The organism is Flavobacterium sp. FlaQc-52 (assembly GCF_044007495.1).
In the GTDB taxonomy this organism is placed as follows: Bacteria; Bacteroidota; Bacteroidia; order Flavobacteriales; family Flavobacteriaceae; genus Flavobacterium; species Flavobacterium cupriresistens.
Map to the genome: position 1 here is coordinate 1 of NZ_JBIPCV010000007.1, position 20,664 is coordinate 20,664.

A 20,664-nucleotide genomic window follows, 5' to 3' on the forward strand; every position below is an offset into this window, starting at 1 on the left:
AGCAATAGCAGTATAAACTGTTGATGCAGGAGTAAATGTTAATCCTGTTTTTGCAATTGTAACCGTATAATCTGATCCTGAAATTAAATTCGCAACCGAATAATTTCCTGAAGCATCAGAAGTAGCTATTAAAGTTGTACTTCCAGAAACAGCCGAAATTGTAGCGCCAGAAACCGGAGTACTTCCGTTTAAAACAGTTCCGCTTACAGTATAATACGTTGGTGTAACGACACTAGTACTAAAATCATAAACTGTAGCATTTGCCGGAACAGCAAAGTTTGCCAGATTTGATGGTAAATAAGTTACGTTACCATTATCCCAACTATTTAATTTTAAACTTGAAATTGTAGTATATCCAGCCAAAATAGCATTATCAAAACTATATTTTCCTTGTGCATCTGTAATAGCAATTTTGCTTAAATATGGATGTGCAATATCTGTCCAAGGCAAGGTTAATTCAACTTTAGCACCAGAAACTAGATTTGCTCCATTTTTAACTGTTCCGCTAATGATTGCAAGAACTACATTTTGTTCAAAATCTACTGTTTTATTAGTCATTAAATTAGCAAAAATGGTCGATGCTGGTGCATAGCTGTAACCTGATGAAGCTGCTGTCACTGTATAATCAGCTCCGGACGGCAGACTGATATTATAAATTCCACTTGCGTTAGAAACTCCTGTAAACGTTACTCCTTGAGAAGCGGCAGTAACTGTAATTCCTGAAACCGGTTTAGCATTATTTAAAATAGTCCCGTTTACCGTATAAAACGTTTGTGTTCCTTGAATGACTATTCCTGTCTGATTAACCGCGACATTGGCTAAATTAACTGGTACAAAAGTATAAGAAGTCTTTACTGCAGTAATAGCATAATTTTTACCCGGAACAAGATTGTTAAATGCAAAAATTCCTGTTGCAGAAACAATCGTTTGTAAAACAGCATTATTGGCATCACGTAATTCAACAGTTATATTGGTTAATAAAGCATTACCGCTTTTTATAGAACCACCAATACTTACTGTGCCAGCAACAATACTACCGAATGAAGCGTCGATCTGAGTTAACAATGAATTCGGAATTGAACCTCTCGTATCTTGGGAGACCTCCCAAATCATACCACCTGCTAAATTTTTAGCTTTAATATACTGTACTTTTAAATCTATTGACTGTTTATCTTCATAGGTGATAAACTGTTTTAAAGCAGCATTGTATAAATATGGAACTTTGGTTGTATTGTCAAAATATCGCACCCATCCTGCAGTAGCTGCAGTTGGTGTCACTAACATCGTACTCGCATCCAAATAAGCATGTGAATTGGTAACTGGGTTACCTACTAAATCACAAATTTCAATACTTCCGGAACGTTCACATGCAGCTGGACCGTCCCAAGTACCGACAGGAGATTGTGGATTTGTACATCCCGAAACTACATCTCTTGGTGCGGCAACAAACAATCCCGGTAAATTTGGATCAGTGCCATTATTTTCCACGTGCTCAAACTTTTTCCCATAAAAAGGCAATCCCATAATTAGTTTATCAGCTGGAAAACCAATTACATTTAAATACTGATTGGTTAACTCATCAAGTGATTCTGACTGTGCGGCACCGTAAAGCGGATCGTTTGGATTTCCACTTGCATACAACGGAGCATTATGGCAGGTTTTATCGTACCAGTTTCCGCCAAAATCATATCCAAAATAAGTAATATGGTCACAATATGTTGTGATATCTTCAGTCATTCCATATTGTGATCTGTTGTTTGGTCCTAAATATTGTTTAGATACATCCTTAACATTGTTTCCGGCAGCAATCGTGATTAGTTTGTTTGGCATTGCCTGACGCATTGCTTTTAATAAATAAACTAAATTTTTGTTATCATCCGGACTGTGTTTTTGTACAGGAACTATTGCACCATTAAGTATTTCAGTACCATCTGTTCCCCCCATTATCGGATACTCCCAGTCGATATCAAATCCATCTATAAATGGATAAGTTGTAATAAAGTTTGCCATATCTGCAGCCAGAGCAGCTCTTGCCACCGGACTTGCGGCAATTGGAGAAAGATCCTGACCTTTGGTCCATCCTCCAACAGAAATTAATATTTTCAAATGCGGATACTTTTCTTTTAACTTTTTCAAGTCATAAAAATTCCCTTTTACAGGAGCATCCCATGGAATTCCACCTTCTGTATGCTCAAAGTCAGCATAGGTATCCAAACATTTTAACTTTGTATTCTCCGGATGAGCAGGATCAAAAGTTGTCCCATAAAAAGAATAATTCAAATGCGTTAACTTACTCCCATCTATCTTGGGAACATTAAAATCTCGGGCATAAATAGCCCATTGTGCATAATACCCTACTACTTTTTTGCCATGAGCTGGCTGCGCAAACGCAAGTAAGGGAAACAGCAACAAAAACAGTAATCTGTAACAGTGTTTCATAATAAAAAAATTAGTTAATAAATAAATATTCCAAATCACATTACCGTTACTGCCAAAATTTGACACATCAGTAAAAAAATTAGGAATCTAAGGAAAAGATTGAATTCGTAACACTGTTAAAATGAATATTCAAGCACAAAAAAATGAATTTCATCAATCTAAATACTTTGCTTTTGGTAATCTATGATTTGTACTTAATTATTTGATTTTCAACCTCAATGTTTCTTTTTATAATTATTTTTTATGTTTTTCAAGTGAGAATACCATAAAAGCCAGCATAGTTTTGCTAGACCATATGAATTAATAAACAATCTCGCCATGAAACTTAACAAAGAGAGCCAAAATCAAATTCTAAGGTTTTTATTTTAAGTTATACTGTAATAATAATTTGGTTTTATTCTATCTTAAAAAAGTAGCCATTCTATCATTCCTACTCCTTTCCATCAAGTTTATTTCTCAAGTAAACAATTTCATCTTTTAAAGTATTTATTTGTTCTTTGTAAAGTGCTCTCTCTTTATCAAAATGAGTTTTAACCTCCTTCATTTCTCCTTCATTTCTCATCAAATTATTCGGATTGGGGCATAATATTGAATTCTCATGAAAATTAACCACATAGCTCAACTCAAGGTTTAAGATTAAAACTATTTTCTGTAATTTATCTAAGCTGATCCTTGTTTTACCAGTCTCAATATCTGAATACGCCGCTTGTGAAATCTCTAACAAAACAGCCATGTATTGCTGAGAATATCCTTTGATTACCCTAATCTTTCTTACATTCTCCCCGACCATTTTTTTATTTTTAAAAATAGGAAATTATTTACAAATATAACAAAAGAAATATGTTTGTAGGAATTTTAAATAATCGATAAAACTTATAAAATATAATCTCGAAAAACGGCAAAAAAAAACCCGACAATACAATTGTCGGGTTCATAATGCATTCCTTCAGGCGAAAACCAAATAACAAATCACCTCAATTCGCAACATTTATTCGAAATATAAAAACCAGATTAAAAAATAAATAACCAAACTCAATTTTAACCGTCCCAATTTTTTTATTTCTAAATTTTCCATTCTTTAGTTCTAAACCTTAGTTTAAAAAGTTCATCACTTTGAATGATTTTTTATTTCCTGCTCTGTCCGTCACTATAACGACAAACAATTGTTTAGTCGTGAAGTTTCTGTTCTGAATCAGGATTTCTTTATTATTTTGAATGTTTTTATGACTTACTAAAGGTTGTCCGATAGTATTAAATACATCCACCTGAGCAATATCTTCTGTTTCATTTGAAACTGACAAAGCATCATTTTTAAAATAAGCTACTGTACTGCTCTTCGCTTCAATTTTATCCAGAGATAACGTTTTTGCCGCTGCTTGTGAGGCAAAATATGCTGCGTAAGCTTTAGATAATTCAGATGAATTACCACAAGAAGAAGCATCCCAGTTTACAGACCAAGTCATTAAACCTCTTAAAGAAGGATAAGGTCCACCTGGCTGCATCGTGTATGTTCTTCCTGTAAAAGTCGTTCCGGTTCTTAAATAATGCATTGCATTAATTCCTTCTGCCGGCGTTATAAAACCGCTACCTGCTGCACTTGGACAAGCGGGTAATGCAATAAGAACTTTTGAAGCCGGTAAACCATCAAAACGCATTCCGGTTCCAGCAATGTTATAGCCTTTTATTATCATATCTGTTAGGGCAGTTACCATGTTTGCTCTTTTAGCTGAACCATAATATTGGCCATCTAATCCATTTTCACCACCTGTATTATACAATTGTACAGCTAACAAATCCAATTCATTACGCAAGTTTTGAATGATTGGCAGGAAGGAACCAAAAGTATCATTATAGGTAGAATATCCTCCTTGTACGTATTGTGTTTCCGGAGCTGCAGTTAATAAGAATCCAGGGCCATAGTGTGCTTTTAATTCTTTGCAAGCATCTACTACGTTTTTCAATCTTGGATAAGCAGAAATACCCGCATAAGAAATATCTCTTAAACCTCCTGCATTAAAATTCATCGATCCGCCTTCAAAATCAATATCAACTCCATCAAATTGATACTCATCAATAATTGCTTTTAGACCATTAACAAAAATATTTTTTTGCGTTACATTGTCCAAAACAACATGACCATTTTGACCTCCAATAGAAACAATAACAGGAACGCCACTATCTCTTAAGGATTTTATATCGTTTTTCAACAATTGCTTATTGAAAACGTTATTGGTCAAATATCTAGTATCATTTGTAGTTAATACTGGTGTATAACCATCACGATTAACGGTTTCTACGAAAGCATAATCAACTACGTTAAACTTACTTCCCACCATTTGAGAAAAATATAAAAATGGAGCACCGGCATTTTCCCAAGAATGCGCATATCCTAAAATAACTTTTGGAGGAAGCGGAATAAATCTGTTGGTGCCTATTGGAGCAATTTTAACCGTATTGTTTAATGTAGTTACGGCAGATCTATTATCAGTTGCTTTGATTACAACCGGATAATCCTGATAAGCAGTAGGTGTAAAATTATACGTATAAGTATTATTTGCACTTGCTGTCATGTTGAACGTACCACCATTGATGGTAATAGTAACACCTGAAACCGATCCGTCACTATCAACCGCTGTAACCGAAATTGGCACAACTTGGAAAGTACTTTGGTATACAGTAGTATTCGATGGTGAACTCCAAGTAATTACAGGTAATTGATTTGGGCAGTTTGCACCAGAACAAGTTAATGTAAAACTATATGTTTTTGAATCTGTTGTTCCGTTTGACGCAGTAGCCGTAACAGTTAAGGTATGACTAAGCGAAAACTGATTTGCTACTGGTGTCCAAATCGCTGTATAAGTTCCAGAAGAATTGGTAGCATTCAAGCTTTGTCCATCTAAACTAAATACAACAGATGAAATTGTAGTAGCATCAGCAGCACTTAATCCAACACTAGCAACAAAATTAATCGCTGCTCCTAAATTTATAGCAATCGCCGAAGCTGTTGGCGCTGTAATAGCAACCACTGGTTTAGTCACAACCACCGCTTGTGTATTGAAATTATAAACTTGTGGCGTAGTTGGCATTGCGAAATTCGCCAGATTGTTTGGAAAATAAGCTACTTCCCCATTCTGCCAAGAGTTCAATTTTAAACTTAAAACCTGCGCATAACCAGCTACAACTGTATTATCATAGCTGAAGTTTCCTTGCGCATCTGTTGTAGCAAGAACACTTTTCCATCCGTGTGTATTGTCAGTCCAAGGCACAACCAATTCTACTTTAGCACCTGATACCGGAGTAGAACCATTTTTTACAGTACCACTAATCAAATTTGTACTAGCCAAACTTTGTGTAAAATCTACTGTTTTGTTACCTGATGTAGTTGTCAAAGCTGTTGAAGTCGGAACGAATGTCAAACCTGTTTTTACAGCTGTCACTTTATAATCTGATCCTAAAGCTAAATCTGAAAAAGTATAAGCTCCTTTAGAATCTGTCGTCGCAGTTAACGTTTTAGTACCCGAAACTGCCGAAATTACAGCACCGGAAACCGGAGTAGATCCGTTTAAAACTCTTCCATTTATCGCATAAGAAGCAACTTTAGCCGTCGCACTTGTATTAAAATTATATACCTGTGGCGTAGTCGGAACTGCAAAATTTGCTAAATTACTTGGTAAATAAGTAACTTCATTATTTTGCCATGAATTCAATTTCAAACTTGAGATAATTGCATATCCGTCTATTACTGAATTAGCAAAGCTGTAATTTCCTTGCGCATCTGTTGTGGCAAGAACACTTTTCCATCCGTGTGCATTATCGGTCCAAGGTACGATCAATTCTATTTTCGCTCCCGAAACCGGAACTGTACCATTTTTAACTGTACCGCTAATTTTATTGGTTCCAACGTTATACTCTGTAAAATTCAAAGTTTTGTTGGCTATCAAATTCGTATAAACTGTTGAAGCTGGAGTATATGTTTTTCCTGCTAAAGCAGCCGTTACTGTATAATCTGAACCAGATGGCAGAGAAATACTGTAAGCTCCACTTGCATTAGAAACTGCTGAAACAGGAGCTCCTGCAGAAGTTGCTGTAACCGTAACTCCCGCAGCCGGTGTAGTTCCATTTAAAATAGTACCACTTACTGTGTAATATACGATTGCCGAACCTTGTGAGAAATTCAATGTTTGATTAGCACTTATTGCATTATAAACCGTTGAAGCCGGAGTATAAGGAAAACCCGTTTTAGCTGCTGTAACTGTAAAGTTAAGTCCTGCTGTTAAACCTGTAACGCTATAAGTACCCGTTGCACTGGAAACCGCTGTTAAAACTGTTGTGCCAGAAGTTGCTGTAACTGTAACTCCGGAAACCGGTGTTGTGGTAGTTCCTACTACTACAGTTCCACTTACCGTATATAAAGGTTGTGTTCCCTGAATAACTACTCCCGTTTGATTAACCGTTACATTTGTTAAAACTACAGGTGTAAAGTTATAGGCCGCTTTTGTAGCAGTAAGCGTATAATTTTGACCCGAAACTAAATTATTGAATGTAAAATTACCTGTTACGGAAACTACATTATCTACCACCACATTACTTGAATTTTTTACTTCTATGGCAACATTAGGTACTAAAGCCGTTCCGCTTTTTACAGAACCCGCTATGCTTACTGTTCCCGGAACAATGCTTCCAAATGAAGTATCTACCTGAGTCAGTAAAGAGTTAGGTATTGCACCTCTGGTATCTTGAGATAGTTCCCAAACCATACCACCGGCAAGGTTTCTCGATTTAATATACTGCACTTTTAAGTCCATCGATTGTTTATCTTCATAGGTGATAAACTGTTTTAAAGCAGCATTGTATAAATAAGGAACTTTGGTAGTATTATCAAAATATCTAACCCACCCTGCAGCTGCTGCAGTTGGTGTAACCATCATGGTAGTAGGATCCAGATAAGGGTGTGAGTTTGTAACCGGATTTCCAACTAAATCACAAATCTCTATACTTCCTGATTTTTCACAGGCTGCAGGACCATCCCAAGTTCCTGCTGGTGGTTGTGGATTAGCACATCCGGAAGTAGCATCTCTTGGTGCTGCAACAAATAAACCCGGAAAATTAGGTGTAGTTCCATTATTAGCAACATTTTTAAAAATCTTACCGTAATAAGGTAATCCCATGATCAATTTGTTCGCAGGGAAACCGATCACATTCAAATACTGATTGGTTAACTCATCTAATGATTCAGATTGGCTTGCACCGTACAAAGGATCGTTTGGATTTCCACTTGCATACAAAGGAGCGTTGTAACACGTTTTATCGTACCAGTTTCCACCAAAATCATATCCAAAATAAGTAATGTAATCACAATAAGTCGAAATATCTTCAGTCATTCCGTATTGCCCTCTGTTCAAAGGTCCTAAATACTGAGAAACAACATTTCTAACGTTATTTCCTGCTGCGATAGTAACTAATTTATTTGGCATTGCCTGGCGCATTGCTTTCAATAAATAAACTAAGTTTTTATTGTCGTCCGGACTGTGTTTTTGTGGAGGAATAGGAGCTCCGTTAATTACTTCAGTTCCGTCTGTCCCTCCTATAACCGGATACTCCCAGTCAATATCAAATCCATCAATAAATGGATACGTTACAATGAAGTTTGCCATATCTGCAGCTAAAGCAGCTCTTGCCACCGGACTTGCGGCAATTGGAGAAAGATCCTGACCTTTAGTCCATCCTCCAACAGAAATTAATATTTTCAAATGTGGATACTTTTCTTTTAACTTTTTCAAGTCATAAAAATTCCCTTTTACAGGAGCATCCCATGGAATTCCGCCTTCCGTATGCTCAAAGTCAGCATAGGTATCCAAACATTTTAACTTTGTATTCTCCGGACGGGCAGGATCAAAAGTGGTCCCGTAAAAAGAATAATTTAAATGGGTTAACTTGCTCCCGTCTATCTTGGGAACGTTATAATCCCGGGCATAAATGGCCCATTGTGCATAGTACCCTACTACTTTTTTACCGTGAGCTGGTTGGGCTAACGCAAGTAAGGGAAACAACAAGAACAAAAACAGTAATCTGTAATAATGTTTCATAATTAATAAATATTGGTTAATAGAAAGTAAATATTCCAATCGCAATACATCAGCTACTGAAAATCAGCATCTGACAAACAACAACCGGGGTTCAATCAACTGCAAATAGAAAACATTGCAATCGTTGTACTTTAATTCGATTCATTTCTATAAATAAATATTACTATTACTGATTTCGACCATAATCATTAGCGAATAGCATTGATTGATATTTATGTATAACTTCTTTTTTAAAAAAATTGTAATAAATAAAATGGATAAATTTGGGGGGTAATTCATCAATCTAAAATTCTACTTTTTGTCATGTTTTGTTATATTCTCTTATTTGGTTTTAAATGTAAATACTTATTTGGTTACTCTTATTAATTCTTTAACGGATTAGCTCAGCAGTTTACCAAAATCATCTCCACCAGAAAACTTCTGGCAGAGACAGGAACAATCTTGGTAACTTAAACTAAACTTACTAACTCCTAATTCAAATCAAAATTTTGCATTAATTTTTTCAAACTTTTAAAAACTGCCAATTCAACATCGGCATGATCTTTTGCATCACATTGTTCGATCAGATTTTTCAATTCTTCTGCTTTTAAAGTTGATTTGTTATCTAAAACAAGTACTAATTGTTCTGATGCATCGCTCAATTTCTTAGCTAAAGGCAAAATGGGTTGAACTAAAGGTGCATTTGCACTCAATTCATTTAATGCTTTATTCACTGCAATCCATTTATTTAAAAATGCAGTTACTTTTATTTTATTTTCCAGTGATTTATTTCCCAAATACTGATCTACTGTAGCATCAAAAGCTAAAGCATCTTTGGCATCCGGAGTACAAGCATCTGCAAAAAGTGTAAACGGAGAATACATCTGATATTCTGTTCCGCCTTTATTTCTTTTATATCCTTTTAATGGTTCACAAACATTACTAAAATCATTCAATGCTTCTACATTCTGATTGTTAGCTATATTTCTTAAAATAACATCTTTATTGCGAATGTGTGTCAATCCAAGTTCTTCCAGTCTGAATGAAACCACTTCAAGACGCTTGCGCATATTGGCTACGTCTGTAATATTCTCTGATGACCAAAGTCTTTCTGCAATTGCAGCTGTTCTAGGCCAAACTCTTGAATCTATAGTTGTTGGTGTTGCAAGTTCGGACCACATTGTAGCTTCGCCTCCTAACACTCTTGCTTTTTCTTCTGCTGATAAATTGGCTCCCTTTGGCATCGGATCATTCAAATAATGACTTTCGATTGGGTACATCAAATCGATATAAAAACCATTTGACATAACTGATTTATACCCTTTTTTTACTGCGTCTATTAAAGACTGACCTGCCACAACTCCTTCATTAGGACCTCTCCAGGCATGTATAATAGCTTCTTTTGACATGTTTTTAGTCAAAATCTCTTCCCAACCCATTAATTGCTTACCGTGTTTTTTAAGCATCGGTATCAATTTCATGGTAAAATAAGTTTGTAACTCGTGGTTGGTTGCTAAGTTATTTTTCTTTTTAAATTCTTGAATTTTAGGATTTGAGTCCCAGTCTTTCCCTTCGTTTTCATCTCCCCCGATATGAAAATAAGACCCGGGAAATAGGGGACATACTTCGTCAAACAATTCACTTAGTAATTGATAGGTTTTAGGATTTGTAGGGTCTAATGTTGGTGAAAAAATACCCGCATTTCTCTCAATTCCATAGGTTGCAATAGCAGTTCCCTGAATATTTTTTTCTGTAGTTCCGCCAGTCAGCGTTATCAATTTACTGCCAATTTCGGGGTAAGCAGTTAAAATGGCTGATCCGTGGCCCGGAACATCGATTTCCGGAACTATTAATATACCGCGCTCATCAGCATATTTAACGATATTTTTTATTTCCTCTTGTGTGTAATACATCCCATCCGAAGCTAATTCTATTAACTTTGGGTGTTTTTTCATTTCAATTCTCCATCCCTGATCGTCTACTAAATGCCAGTGAAAAACATTCATTTTCATAGCGGCCAATCCATCTAAATTTCTTTTCACAACATCTACCGGTTGGAAATGTCTTGAAACGTCCAACATTAAACCTCTCCAGGTAAATCTTGGAAAATCTGAAATTTGAGCATTTGGAAAAAAGAACGAAGTGTTATTATTCTGCATGATTTGCAATAACGTTTCAAGGCCATGTAAAGCCCCTAAATCGCTGGTTGAATTAATTGTAATTTTGCCTTTTTTAATATCTAAATGATAACTTTCATCTTCGTACAAACCAATTTTACCACTTTTATCACAATTGATCTGTAATTCAGCAGTAGGAAATTCATTTAGTTTTGTAATAAAACCTTGTTCAAAAAAAATACCTGTTCTACCATCTAAGCGACGCAGAAAACGAGTGACACCACCAAAAATTCTTGGATTTGGATTTCCGGTAATGTTTACTTTAAAATTTTTAGTTAAAGTAAAATTTCCATCGTTTAATACGATACTTTGAGGCCACGGCATAAGATTTAGTTGCTCTTTTTGAACTTGAGCACTAGAAGTTAAACCCGCTAATAGTAGGACAAATAAATATTTCATTTGAATGTTTTTGAAAGATGTTATCCTGAGATAACATTAATAAATAGATAAAAGAGACAAAACTCAGAAGGACTTCAATTGAACCTCACTAATTGCAATAAAATCAATCTGAATTTTGTCATTTGATTCGCTCTAACCGAATCTTAAAAAAACAACACTAATAATCAAAACGTTTAAAGGCTTCGATTGCTTCGTATTCAGCCAAACCTAAATCGTCATAAAGGACAGCTGTATTTTTGTTGCGATCTTCTGCCCTAACCCAAAATTCTCTAGAGTCATTTCCTTGAAACATAACTCTGTCTTTTTGTGATTGATGGTATAAAATCGCATGACGTTTTAATAATACTTCTGATGGACTCAACGGAACGGCCATGTCAATTTCGTGAATGTCCCATTCGTGCCATGCTCCCCTGTACAGCCATAACCAACAATCATCCATATAAGCTTGTGGTTTTAAGGCTGCCATTGCAGCAAAAATAGCATTCAGACAAACTTCATGTGTCCCATGCGGGTCCGCTAGGTCACCTGCTGCAAAAACCTGGTGTGGTTTTATCTTGGCGATGATATCCTTTACGATCGCAATATCATCAGGTCCCAATGGATTTTTCTTAACTTGTCCTGTTTCGTAAAAAGGAAGGTCTAAGAAATGGGTATTTTCATCTTTTAAACCGATGTATCTTGTGGCAGCATAAGACTCTCTTCTTCTGATAAGTCCTTTTAATTTTCGAACTTCTAATGAATCAATTTGATTTTCTGATTTGTTGTTCAAAAATTCAATTACGGATTTGAAATTGATATCCGCTGCTCCGGTACCAATAAAGTCACTGCCAACTTCTGCAAATTTTAAAGCTTCATCATCTGTAACTGCAATATTTCCTGAGGTTTGATATACAACATGTACATCATGTCCTTGTTTTATCAATTTTGAAAAAGTCCCTCCCATTGAAATGACATCATCATCAGGGTGCGGACTAAAAAGAATGACTCTTTTTTTAGCCGGATTGGCTCTTTCCGGACGGTGCGAATCATCTGTATTGGGTTTTCCACCTGGCCATCCTGTAATGGTATGCTGCAAAACATTAAACATATTGATGTTCAAATCATAAGCAGAACCTTCTTGCGCCAAAAGATCTGACATACCGTTATTGTTGTAATCACGGTCTGTTAATTTTAATATGGATTGTTTTGTTTTTTGGCACAACCAAACAATCGCTTTACTTTTTAATTCTTGTGTCCAAATACATTCTCCTACTAACCAAGGTGTTTTGAAACGTGTCAGCTCTGAAGCTGCAGATTGGTCTAATACGAAAGTCGCATTAGGGTGATTTTGTAAAAAGGTTGCCGGAACTTCTGAAGAAATATCTCCTTGAACTGTTCTTTTTATGATGTCAGCTTTGTTCTGACCCCACGCCATTAATACAATTCTTTTAGATCTCATAATGGTAGAAACTCCCATGGTAATAGCTCTTTTAGGAACATTATCTATACCATTAAAATCGGACGAAGCATCTACTCTTGTAATGTGATCCAGTGTAATAATACGAGTACCGGAGTTGATATGGGATCCCGGTTCGTTGAAACCTACGTGACCTGTACGACCGATACCTAATAATTGAAAATCAAGACCTCCTGCATTTTTAATATTCATTTCGTAGTCAATACAATATTGATTTAATTCATCAATAGCGATTGTACCATCAGGAATATTAACATTATCAGGATTGATATCAATATGATTAAAAAGATGCTGATGCATAAAATGATGATAGCTCTGATTGTTCTCTTTAGTCATCGGATAATATTCATCCAAATTAAAAGTGATTACATTGCTAAAACTTAGCCCCTCTTCTCTGTGCATTCTTACTAATTCCTCATATACTTTTATAGGAGAAGAACCTGTCGCTAAACCTAAAACACAAGATTTATCTTTCTCTTGTTTAGATCGGATTAATTGAGCGATTTCCTGCGCTACAATTAAGGAAGCTTCGGTAGAATTTTTGAAGATTTCGTTGTGAATTTTTTCAAATCTTGTCTCTTCAAATTTCCCTGCGCTTTTATAGCTGATATCAGGTTTTATTTCTAAAGCACTTTTCATTTCTTTATCTTTTATACTATTTATCATTTTGGTTTTTGAAATGGTATGAGCAACTTTCATTACCCATACCATTTACTAACCAAACTTAATATTCTCTTTTTTTTTAGCTTTTATTAGAAGTTAGGTGCATCAACATCCCACCAAAGTCTGGTTCCTCCATTATCTGGTCCGCCTAATTTAGCTACACCAGTTGCTACACCTCCACTATTTCCAGCTTTCTCTGCCACAACAAAGTTGATTCTTCTTACACCAAGTTCTGTAGAAATTGTACCTCCACTGTAATTTTTAAGTACTTTGAAAAGTTTAGGATATCCCGTTCTTCTGTAATCAGACCATGCTTCCTGACCTTCCGGGAAACCGGAAATCCATTTTTGAGTAATAATTTTTTGCAATTTTACCTCATTAGTGGCCGCCGCGTCCCAGGCAACAGTAACATTATTTAATGCTGTTGCATTATTCACCGGAAACTTAGGATCAACATAGTCTATAGCTGTATCTGTATTATTTGAACTATAGGCCGCCGCACCAGAAACTCCTCTTTGGTCAAATGAAGCTGCAATTCCTAATTCATATAATGATTTTGCGTCTCCGCCCATGTTCCATCCTCTCAAAGCTCCTTCAGCTCTTAGAAAATAAGCTTCTGCTGTAGTCATCAGAGTTATTTCTTTCGTCTTAATAACTGATCCAACTCGAGAAAAATTCTCATGATCACTTTTTGAAGCCATAGCTATACCTGTACGAATACCTTTATATTGACCTGGGAATTCCGTTGAAGTATCAAAATAAACAGGCAACCTAGGATCATTATATCCCTTTAAAATAGATTCCATATCAGCAGACATAGCAATATCTCCCCATCCAACACTTATAGTTTGAATTGGATTAGTATAAACAGGAGATACAATTTTGAACAAATCTGCATTTACTGTCATCACTCCAAATTTATGTGCCACAGCTTTTTCAGCCTGAACCTTTGCTAAAGCAGGTTTTACTTTTACCACACGCATGGCTAATCTCAAACGCAAAGTGTTAGCAAATTTTACCCAAGCTTTATAATCACCTTTATAACCCGATTCATCAGTCGATACAAAAACACTAACTTCACCAGCATCAACTCTTTTAGTTAATTCTGCAACTGCAATATCTAACTCACTAAACATTTGAGTGTAAACTTCTTCTTGTGAATCATAACCAATAGTAGTATCCAGAGTACCAAATTTAGAATAAATGATAGGTCCAAAAATATCTGTAAGCCTGTGCATACCTTCTACTTTTAGTATCAATGATAAAGCATAAAACTGATCGTATTTGCCTTTAGCTTTATTCCCAATATCATTGGCGTTGTACATTATATTTTTATAGGCAGTTTCCCAACAAGTACCATTCCAGTTATCAAGAAGATAGTAAGTTGTATTATTTAAATTCCCAAAAGGATGAGGAGTTGCCATATAACCTGACCATACATCACTATTTAATCCTTGTTGTAATTGATATAGATCTGGTGGGGTTAAAATCTGGATATTATTAAACATCGGAGAAAATCCTCCTTTAATATGATTAAAATCCTGCTCAAAAAGCCCTGGTGTAATACCATTTGGATTAGTGTTTATTTCCTCAAAATTATCTGTACAAGCAACTACAGTAAGCAAAGAAGCACATATAGTTGTTGTTTTTATTATTTTATTTAGTTTCATCTTTTTAAAATTTTAGAAAGTTACATTTAAGTTAAGACCTACACTTCTGGTAGAAGGCAGACCATAAATATCAACACCTTGTAAACCCTGACCTGTACTTAATGCAATGTTTGGATCAAAAGGAGCGTCTTTGTATATAAAGAATAAGTTTCTCGCAATTAATGAAACACTAGCTGATTGAAGGAAAGGCAATGTTTTAGGATTAAAAGTATATCCGATTGAAACCTCTCTAACACTCACATTTGTTGCGTCATAAATATATTCTCCACTAATCCCTTGTCTACCTCCAACTTGTTTGTAGTAGGACTCTGCACTCATACTAGTCACAGGAGTACCATCAACTTTTACTGCATTTATAGCAACTCCTCCAGCATTTCTAGCATCTCCTGACGCTCTTGAAACTCCATTAATATCATTTATTGCTTCAGTTAAACTCATTACATCTCCTCCGAAACGACCATCAATTAATACACTTGCAAAGAAAGATCCATATTTGAATGAATTAGAAAGACCTAACATAAAATCAGGATTAGAATTTCCAACTTCTTCAAAACCAGTTTTTTGAAAAGTACCATCATTATTTAATATAGCTCTACCTTGCGCATCTTTCTTGAAATTAATTCCTTCAATAACTCCAAATGGTCTTCCTTCAATTAAAGCATATCTATAGCTATTTACACCAGCATTTGTTAAATTAATACGACCTCCTAATTCAGCAGGAATTTCCTTTACTAAATTTTTATTTTGAGAATAATTCACCGATGCATCCCAAGAGAATTTATCTCCCTTAACAATACCTGCGTTTAATACAACTTCAAAACCTTTATTCTCTATACTTCCTGCGTTGATTGCATAAAAATCTACCCCTTGTACATTTCCAATTGGCGCTACAACTTGTAGGTATTGATTCTTAGTTTCTGAATGATAATAAGAGAACTCAAATCCTAATCTGTTATTAAACATTCTCCATTCTGTACCTAGTTCGTATTCTGTTTTTAATTCAGGTTTCAAACTTGTCCCTGTTTTAGGCGCAACTATTGGATTGTATTTTGTTCCGCTCCCTTGTGGGTAATAATTTGTAGGAGATGTTATAAAAGGAGCAACATCGTTACCTGCATTAGCGTAAGCTGCACGAACTTTACCATAGTTAATGAATTCAGGTAAAGCTACCATCTCACTAATTAAAGCAGTCAAACCAACTGATGGATAAAAATATCCGCCTTCTTCTGTATTTACTAATGTTGAAGACCAGTCTTTTCTACCAGTAAGATCTAAGTATAACATATCTTTATAACCAAACGTAGTAGCTGCAAATATGGATTGAATTTCTTTATTAGAATCAATTGTCTGATAATTTTCGGCATTGTTATTAAAATTATGCAATGTAAACCAGTTTGCATATTTTAAACCTCCACCAACTCCAGAATCCAGGATCGTTCTTTGATTGATCAATGTATTTCTTACACTGGTTCCAATATTTGCATTGAATGAGAAATCTGAACCGATTTTTGTATTTATGGTTGCTATTAAATCGGCATAACGTTGTGTACTTAAAGTCTCTTCATTATAATATCTACCATTGATATGAGATAAGGCTCCCTGAGTAGTTGCATAGATAAATTTATCAAACTTACTTGATACTCTGTTATAACTATATCTACCGGCAATACTTAACCAATTATTTGCTTTATAAGTTAAAGCTAAAGATCCATTAAAAAAATCATTCTTATCTTCTGATTGATTTCTGTTTATTACCCAAAATGGATTTTGCATAAAATCTACATTTGATACCCAATTTTGAGCCATTAAATTTCTTGATGGATCAAAAACTTCATAATTGTCTTTATAAAAATTAAAGTCATTTCCTCTTGGCATTAAATAAACACCAGTAAGCGCATTGAAATAAAGACCATTTACTGGTTTATTTGCAATTGACTGAGAAGTATAATTTGCATTTGCTGCAAAAGTCAATTTATCTCCGAAAAACTTAGCTGTTTGACGAATTCCAAAATTATTTTTCTTTAAACTATTACCCGGTGTAATTCCCGAAGAAGATGTGTTAGCATAAGAAAATGCAGTAGACGAATTTTCATTAGCATTCGAGTAACCTAATGACGTAATTTGAGTAACTCCTGTATTAAAGAAATCCTCAACATAATCATTCGTTTTTTGTTTTGCCCCCCATGTATCTGCTGCTCCCTTAGATGCAACGTAATCTGATTGAAACTTAGGTAAATAAGCTGCTGTTTCAAAAGTAGTTACTGAAGAAGCGGTAATATTTGCTTTCCCTGCTTTAGCTTTTTTAGAAGAAAGTAAAATTACTCCATTTGCCCCTTGACTACCGTACAATACAGAAGCCGCAGCACCTTTAAGTACAGTCATCCCATCATAATCGTCAGGATTAACTAAAGAAACAACATCACCACCGTCACGATTACCTCCTGACAAACTACCAAATGACTCAGTTGGCTGTCCAGAACCAGCATTTAATATCGGAATACCATCAATAACATATAATGGCTGGCTATTCACAACAGATGAATTTCCACGGATAACTACTTTTGTAGAACCACCTGTACCGCCAGAACTTTTTGTTACAGCTACACCGGCAATTTTACCTGCAATTGTATTAATAACGTTAGCATCTCTTACACGAGTTAACTCTTCGCCTTTAAGCTCCTGAGCTGCATAAGTTAAAGATTTTCTAGTTTTCTTGATACCTAATGAAGTTACAACAACTTCGGTAAGCGCATTCGATGCTGCTAGTTGCATTTTTACATTAATTGTAGTAGCATCCCCTACAACTATTGCTTGTGTTTCCAGACCAACATAAGTAAAAAGCAATGTTTGTCCTTTTTGTACTTCAATTGCATACAATCCGTCAAAATCGGTTGTAGCACCTTTTTGACTTCCTTGTACCGCAACAGATGCCCCTGGTAATGGCATCCCGTCAGAATCTGTAATCACACCTTTGACACTTTTTACCTGAGCAAGTGAAACTTGCGCGGTAAAAGCCATCATAAAGATTAAGAAAATTTTTTTCATGTTTATTTATTTTGTTAGTTATGATGTAAATTTATTCTTAACGTATTGTTAAAAAAAATAAATTATACAAACGGTACAAAATTTTAAACAAACGACATTAAACATTCAATAATGTGCTTCTCGAAAACGTTTTCCTATCACTATAGTATATCAATTTTAAGATATAATTATATAATATCTAATTATTTAGCTTATTTATTACACATAATAACATTTCAAACAAAACCCAATAAAACAATTCAACATACTCATAATAAGCATCTTACACTAAATTCAACTCAAATTCAATAAAACAAGACAACCATATTTATCATAAATTTATCTAAACAATTGTGCAACTCATTCACAAGGATTTTAACTGCTAAATAATCCTGTAGTCGCAACTTTTAAAACTATATACCTTCTTTCAATCCATTATACCTATATTAATGTAACATCAAAAGAATCCATTACCAACTCTCAAATCGTTATACCTTCGGTATTAAGAAATGCGTATTCAATTTTTCTCCCAAAACCTTTCGTACAAAATATTTCATTCTCTTTGATTATATATTAAAGAAGCTTACACTCCTTATTCGTTTCATAAGCCTTCAACTTCGCTCAGGATGCCCCTTCGACCTCGCTCAGTATGACAGTTGTAAAATGATTTAGTTTGTATGAAAAAAGATTTTATTGTTGATTCTTGATTTTTTGCATTTTACTTTTAAAATCTCACTCTTAACATTTCACTAATATCATTTTACTTTTAATATCTCACTCCTATACTTTCACTCAAAAACAAACATTAAAAAATATTACACATTTTGTTTTACGAAAACGTTCTTCATCAAAAACAAAGCGCTACTTTTCTTTTTTTTGAAAATTTTATTTAAAAGAATTGTGTTTTAACAACTAATTGTTTAAAGTTGCAGAATATTTATTCCAAAGGATAAATACCATTAACCTTTTAAAAATAAAGTTGAACGAAATCCGAAAATTAAAATTCGATATTAAACTTCAAAATCATGTTTGGTTTTGGGGAAGCTATTTTACTCTTAATTTTTTAAGATGGGGTGCTTATTTCAATGATTATCCTTATTCATTCAAATCGAATCTTATTGAGTTCTCCTTACACATTCCACTGGTTTATTTTAATTTGTTTGTTTTAGTGCCAAAATTGGTATTAAAACAGAAATACATTCAATTTACCTTATCCTTAATAGTGAGTCTCCTCGGAATTTATTTAATAAAAACCGCCCTTACCTATTATATTATATCTGAAAACATCTGGCCGGAAGCCAACCGCGAGTACCATCCTTTTGACATCAATCACATCCTGGCAGTTTGTATTGGCGAATTATATGTTGTCGCCATGGCCTCTTCTGTCTATCTTACTTTGACCTGGTTGCGAGAGCGGGAAAGAAACCGTTCATTGAGAGAAAATCAATTCAAAATCAAGTTAAAATACCTTGAAAACCAGATCCAGCCTCACTTTTTCTTTAACACCTTAAATAATTTATACGCCTTATCCTTAGAATCCTCCGACAAAGTTCCGGATGTGATTATCAAATTGTCTCATTTGATGGAATATGTATTGTATGATGTAAAAGGAACCAAATCTGTTCCACTAATAAAGGAAATAGACTATATTCAAAATTATATTGAAATCGAAAAGCTACGTTTTGAGAATGTAGAAGTCACCATAAATCTGGAATCTAACATAGAAGATATTGTAGTTCCGCCGTTAATATTTATTTCGTTGGTAGAAAACGCCTTTAAACATGGTGGTTTAAACAATCGCAACTTAAAAATAAAGATCAACTGCAAAGTTATTGATGGCAAAAAGTTAGATTTTGAAATCTTAAATAATTTTGTAATTTCACAAAATCTAAATTCAAAAGGTGGAATTGGATTAACAAATACCAAAAAGAGATTAAAATTAATTTATAAAAACGATTTTAGTCTAACACATGCAACTAAACTGAATTACTATATAATCCGTTTGCAAATACCTATTCATAATGAAAATTAAATGCGTGTTGATTGATGATGAACCATTAGCAATCAAAGTGCTGCAAAATTATTTCGCTAATTTTACAGACTTTGAAGTTATCGGTACATTCACTAACTCTTTGGAAGCACTGGATTTTATAAACAGCACTTCTGTTGACGCTATCTTTTTGGATATCAACATGCCAATGATGACCGGTTTTGAATTAATCAGCCTGCTTGAAAATAAAACCAAGGTCATTATTACCACCGCCTTTAGAGAATTTGCTGCCGAAAGTTATGATCTTGATGTGTTAGATTATTTAGTAAAACCGATTCCATTACCCCGGTTTATAAAATGCATTAACAAAATCACAACCGAATACAATTTAAAAAACAATATTAAAGTAGAAACCACCAAAGGGGACTCTCATATTTTTATTAAAGTTGATAAAAAAATGATGAAAATTAATATTGAGGAAATTCTGTTTGTTGAAGGCATGAAAGAATACATCAAGGTAGTAACTCCCGATAAAACCTATATCACACATAAATCTTTGACTTCTTTATCTGAAGAATTACCTTCGGATCGCTTTCTACGCATTCATAAATCGTATGTTATTGCTTTAAATAAAGTAAAATCTATTGAAGGCAATCGCATTCAGATCCAATCCTATACAATTCCAATTGGCCGAAACTACAGTAAAGAGGTTAAAAACAAGATTTTAGAATAAAAATAGCCTTAGAAAGGTCATTTTTCAAAAACATAAAAATTAACACTT

9 protein-coding genes are annotated in these 20,664 nt (G+C 34.5%); 2 read left to right on the forward strand and 7 right to left on the reverse strand.

Annotated elements, in window-relative coordinates; genetic code table 11:
* The 7 genes from ACHRV5_RS13280 to ACHRV5_RS13310 form a co-directional block, all read right to left on the reverse strand.
* A partial coding sequence (locus ACHRV5_RS13280; protein WP_395427072.1) for a glycosyl hydrolase family 18 protein occupies window positions 1-2,439 on the reverse strand: 2,439 nt, incomplete at its 3' end.
* Window positions 2,440-2,869: 430 nt separating this feature from the next.
* Window positions 2,870-3,229, reverse strand: coding sequence for a helix-turn-helix domain-containing protein (locus ACHRV5_RS13285; protein ID WP_395427073.1), 360 nt, complete (start codon window positions 3,227-3,229; stop codon window positions 2,870-2,872).
* A 301-nt stretch (window positions 3,230-3,530) separates the two neighbouring features.
* Complete coding sequence (locus ACHRV5_RS13290) at window positions 3,531-8,525, reverse strand: glycosyl hydrolase family 18 protein (protein WP_395427074.1); 4,995 nt, start codon at window positions 8,523-8,525, stop codon at window positions 3,531-3,533.
* 470 nt (window positions 8,526-8,995) lie between these two features.
* Entirely contained in the window at window positions 8,996-11,080 is a 2,085-nt protein-coding gene (locus tag ACHRV5_RS13295; protein ID WP_395427075.1) for a beta-N-acetylhexosaminidase, read from the reverse strand.
* Between the two features lie 157 nt (window positions 11,081-11,237).
* Window positions 11,238-13,175 (reverse strand): glucosamine-6-phosphate deaminase, encoded by a 1,938-nt coding sequence (nagB, locus tag ACHRV5_RS13300; RefSeq protein ID WP_395427199.1) that lies wholly within the window; start codon window positions 13,173-13,175, stop codon window positions 11,238-11,240.
* A 113-nt stretch (window positions 13,176-13,288) separates the two neighbouring features.
* Window positions 13,289-14,869 carry a RagB/SusD family nutrient uptake outer membrane protein gene (locus ACHRV5_RS13305; protein ID WP_395427076.1) on the reverse strand — a complete coding sequence of 527 codons (1,581 nt, stop codon included), beginning with the start codon at window positions 14,867-14,869 and terminating at the stop codon, window positions 13,289-13,291.
* Window positions 14,870-14,881: 12 nt separating this feature from the next.
* Window positions 14,882-17,914, reverse strand: coding sequence for a SusC/RagA family TonB-linked outer membrane protein (locus ACHRV5_RS13310; RefSeq protein ID WP_395427077.1), 3,033 nt, complete (start codon window positions 17,912-17,914; stop codon window positions 14,882-14,884).
* A gap of 958 nt (window positions 17,915-18,872) precedes the next feature.
* Between ACHRV5_RS13310 and ACHRV5_RS13315 the strand changes: the two genes are divergently transcribed.
* Window positions 18,873-19,925, forward strand: a complete 1,053-nt coding sequence (locus ACHRV5_RS13315; RefSeq protein ID WP_395427078.1) for a sensor histidine kinase — start codon at window positions 18,873-18,875, stop codon at window positions 19,923-19,925.
* The gene (locus ACHRV5_RS13320; RefSeq protein ID WP_047773330.1) at window positions 19,915-20,616 is read left to right on the forward strand and encodes a LytTR family DNA-binding domain-containing protein; all 702 of its coding nucleotides are present in this window, start codon (window positions 19,915-19,917) and stop codon (window positions 20,614-20,616) included. Before ACHRV5_RS13315 ends, ACHRV5_RS13320 begins: the two co-directional genes overlap by 11 nt.
* Window positions 20,617-20,664 lie beyond the last annotated feature (48 nt).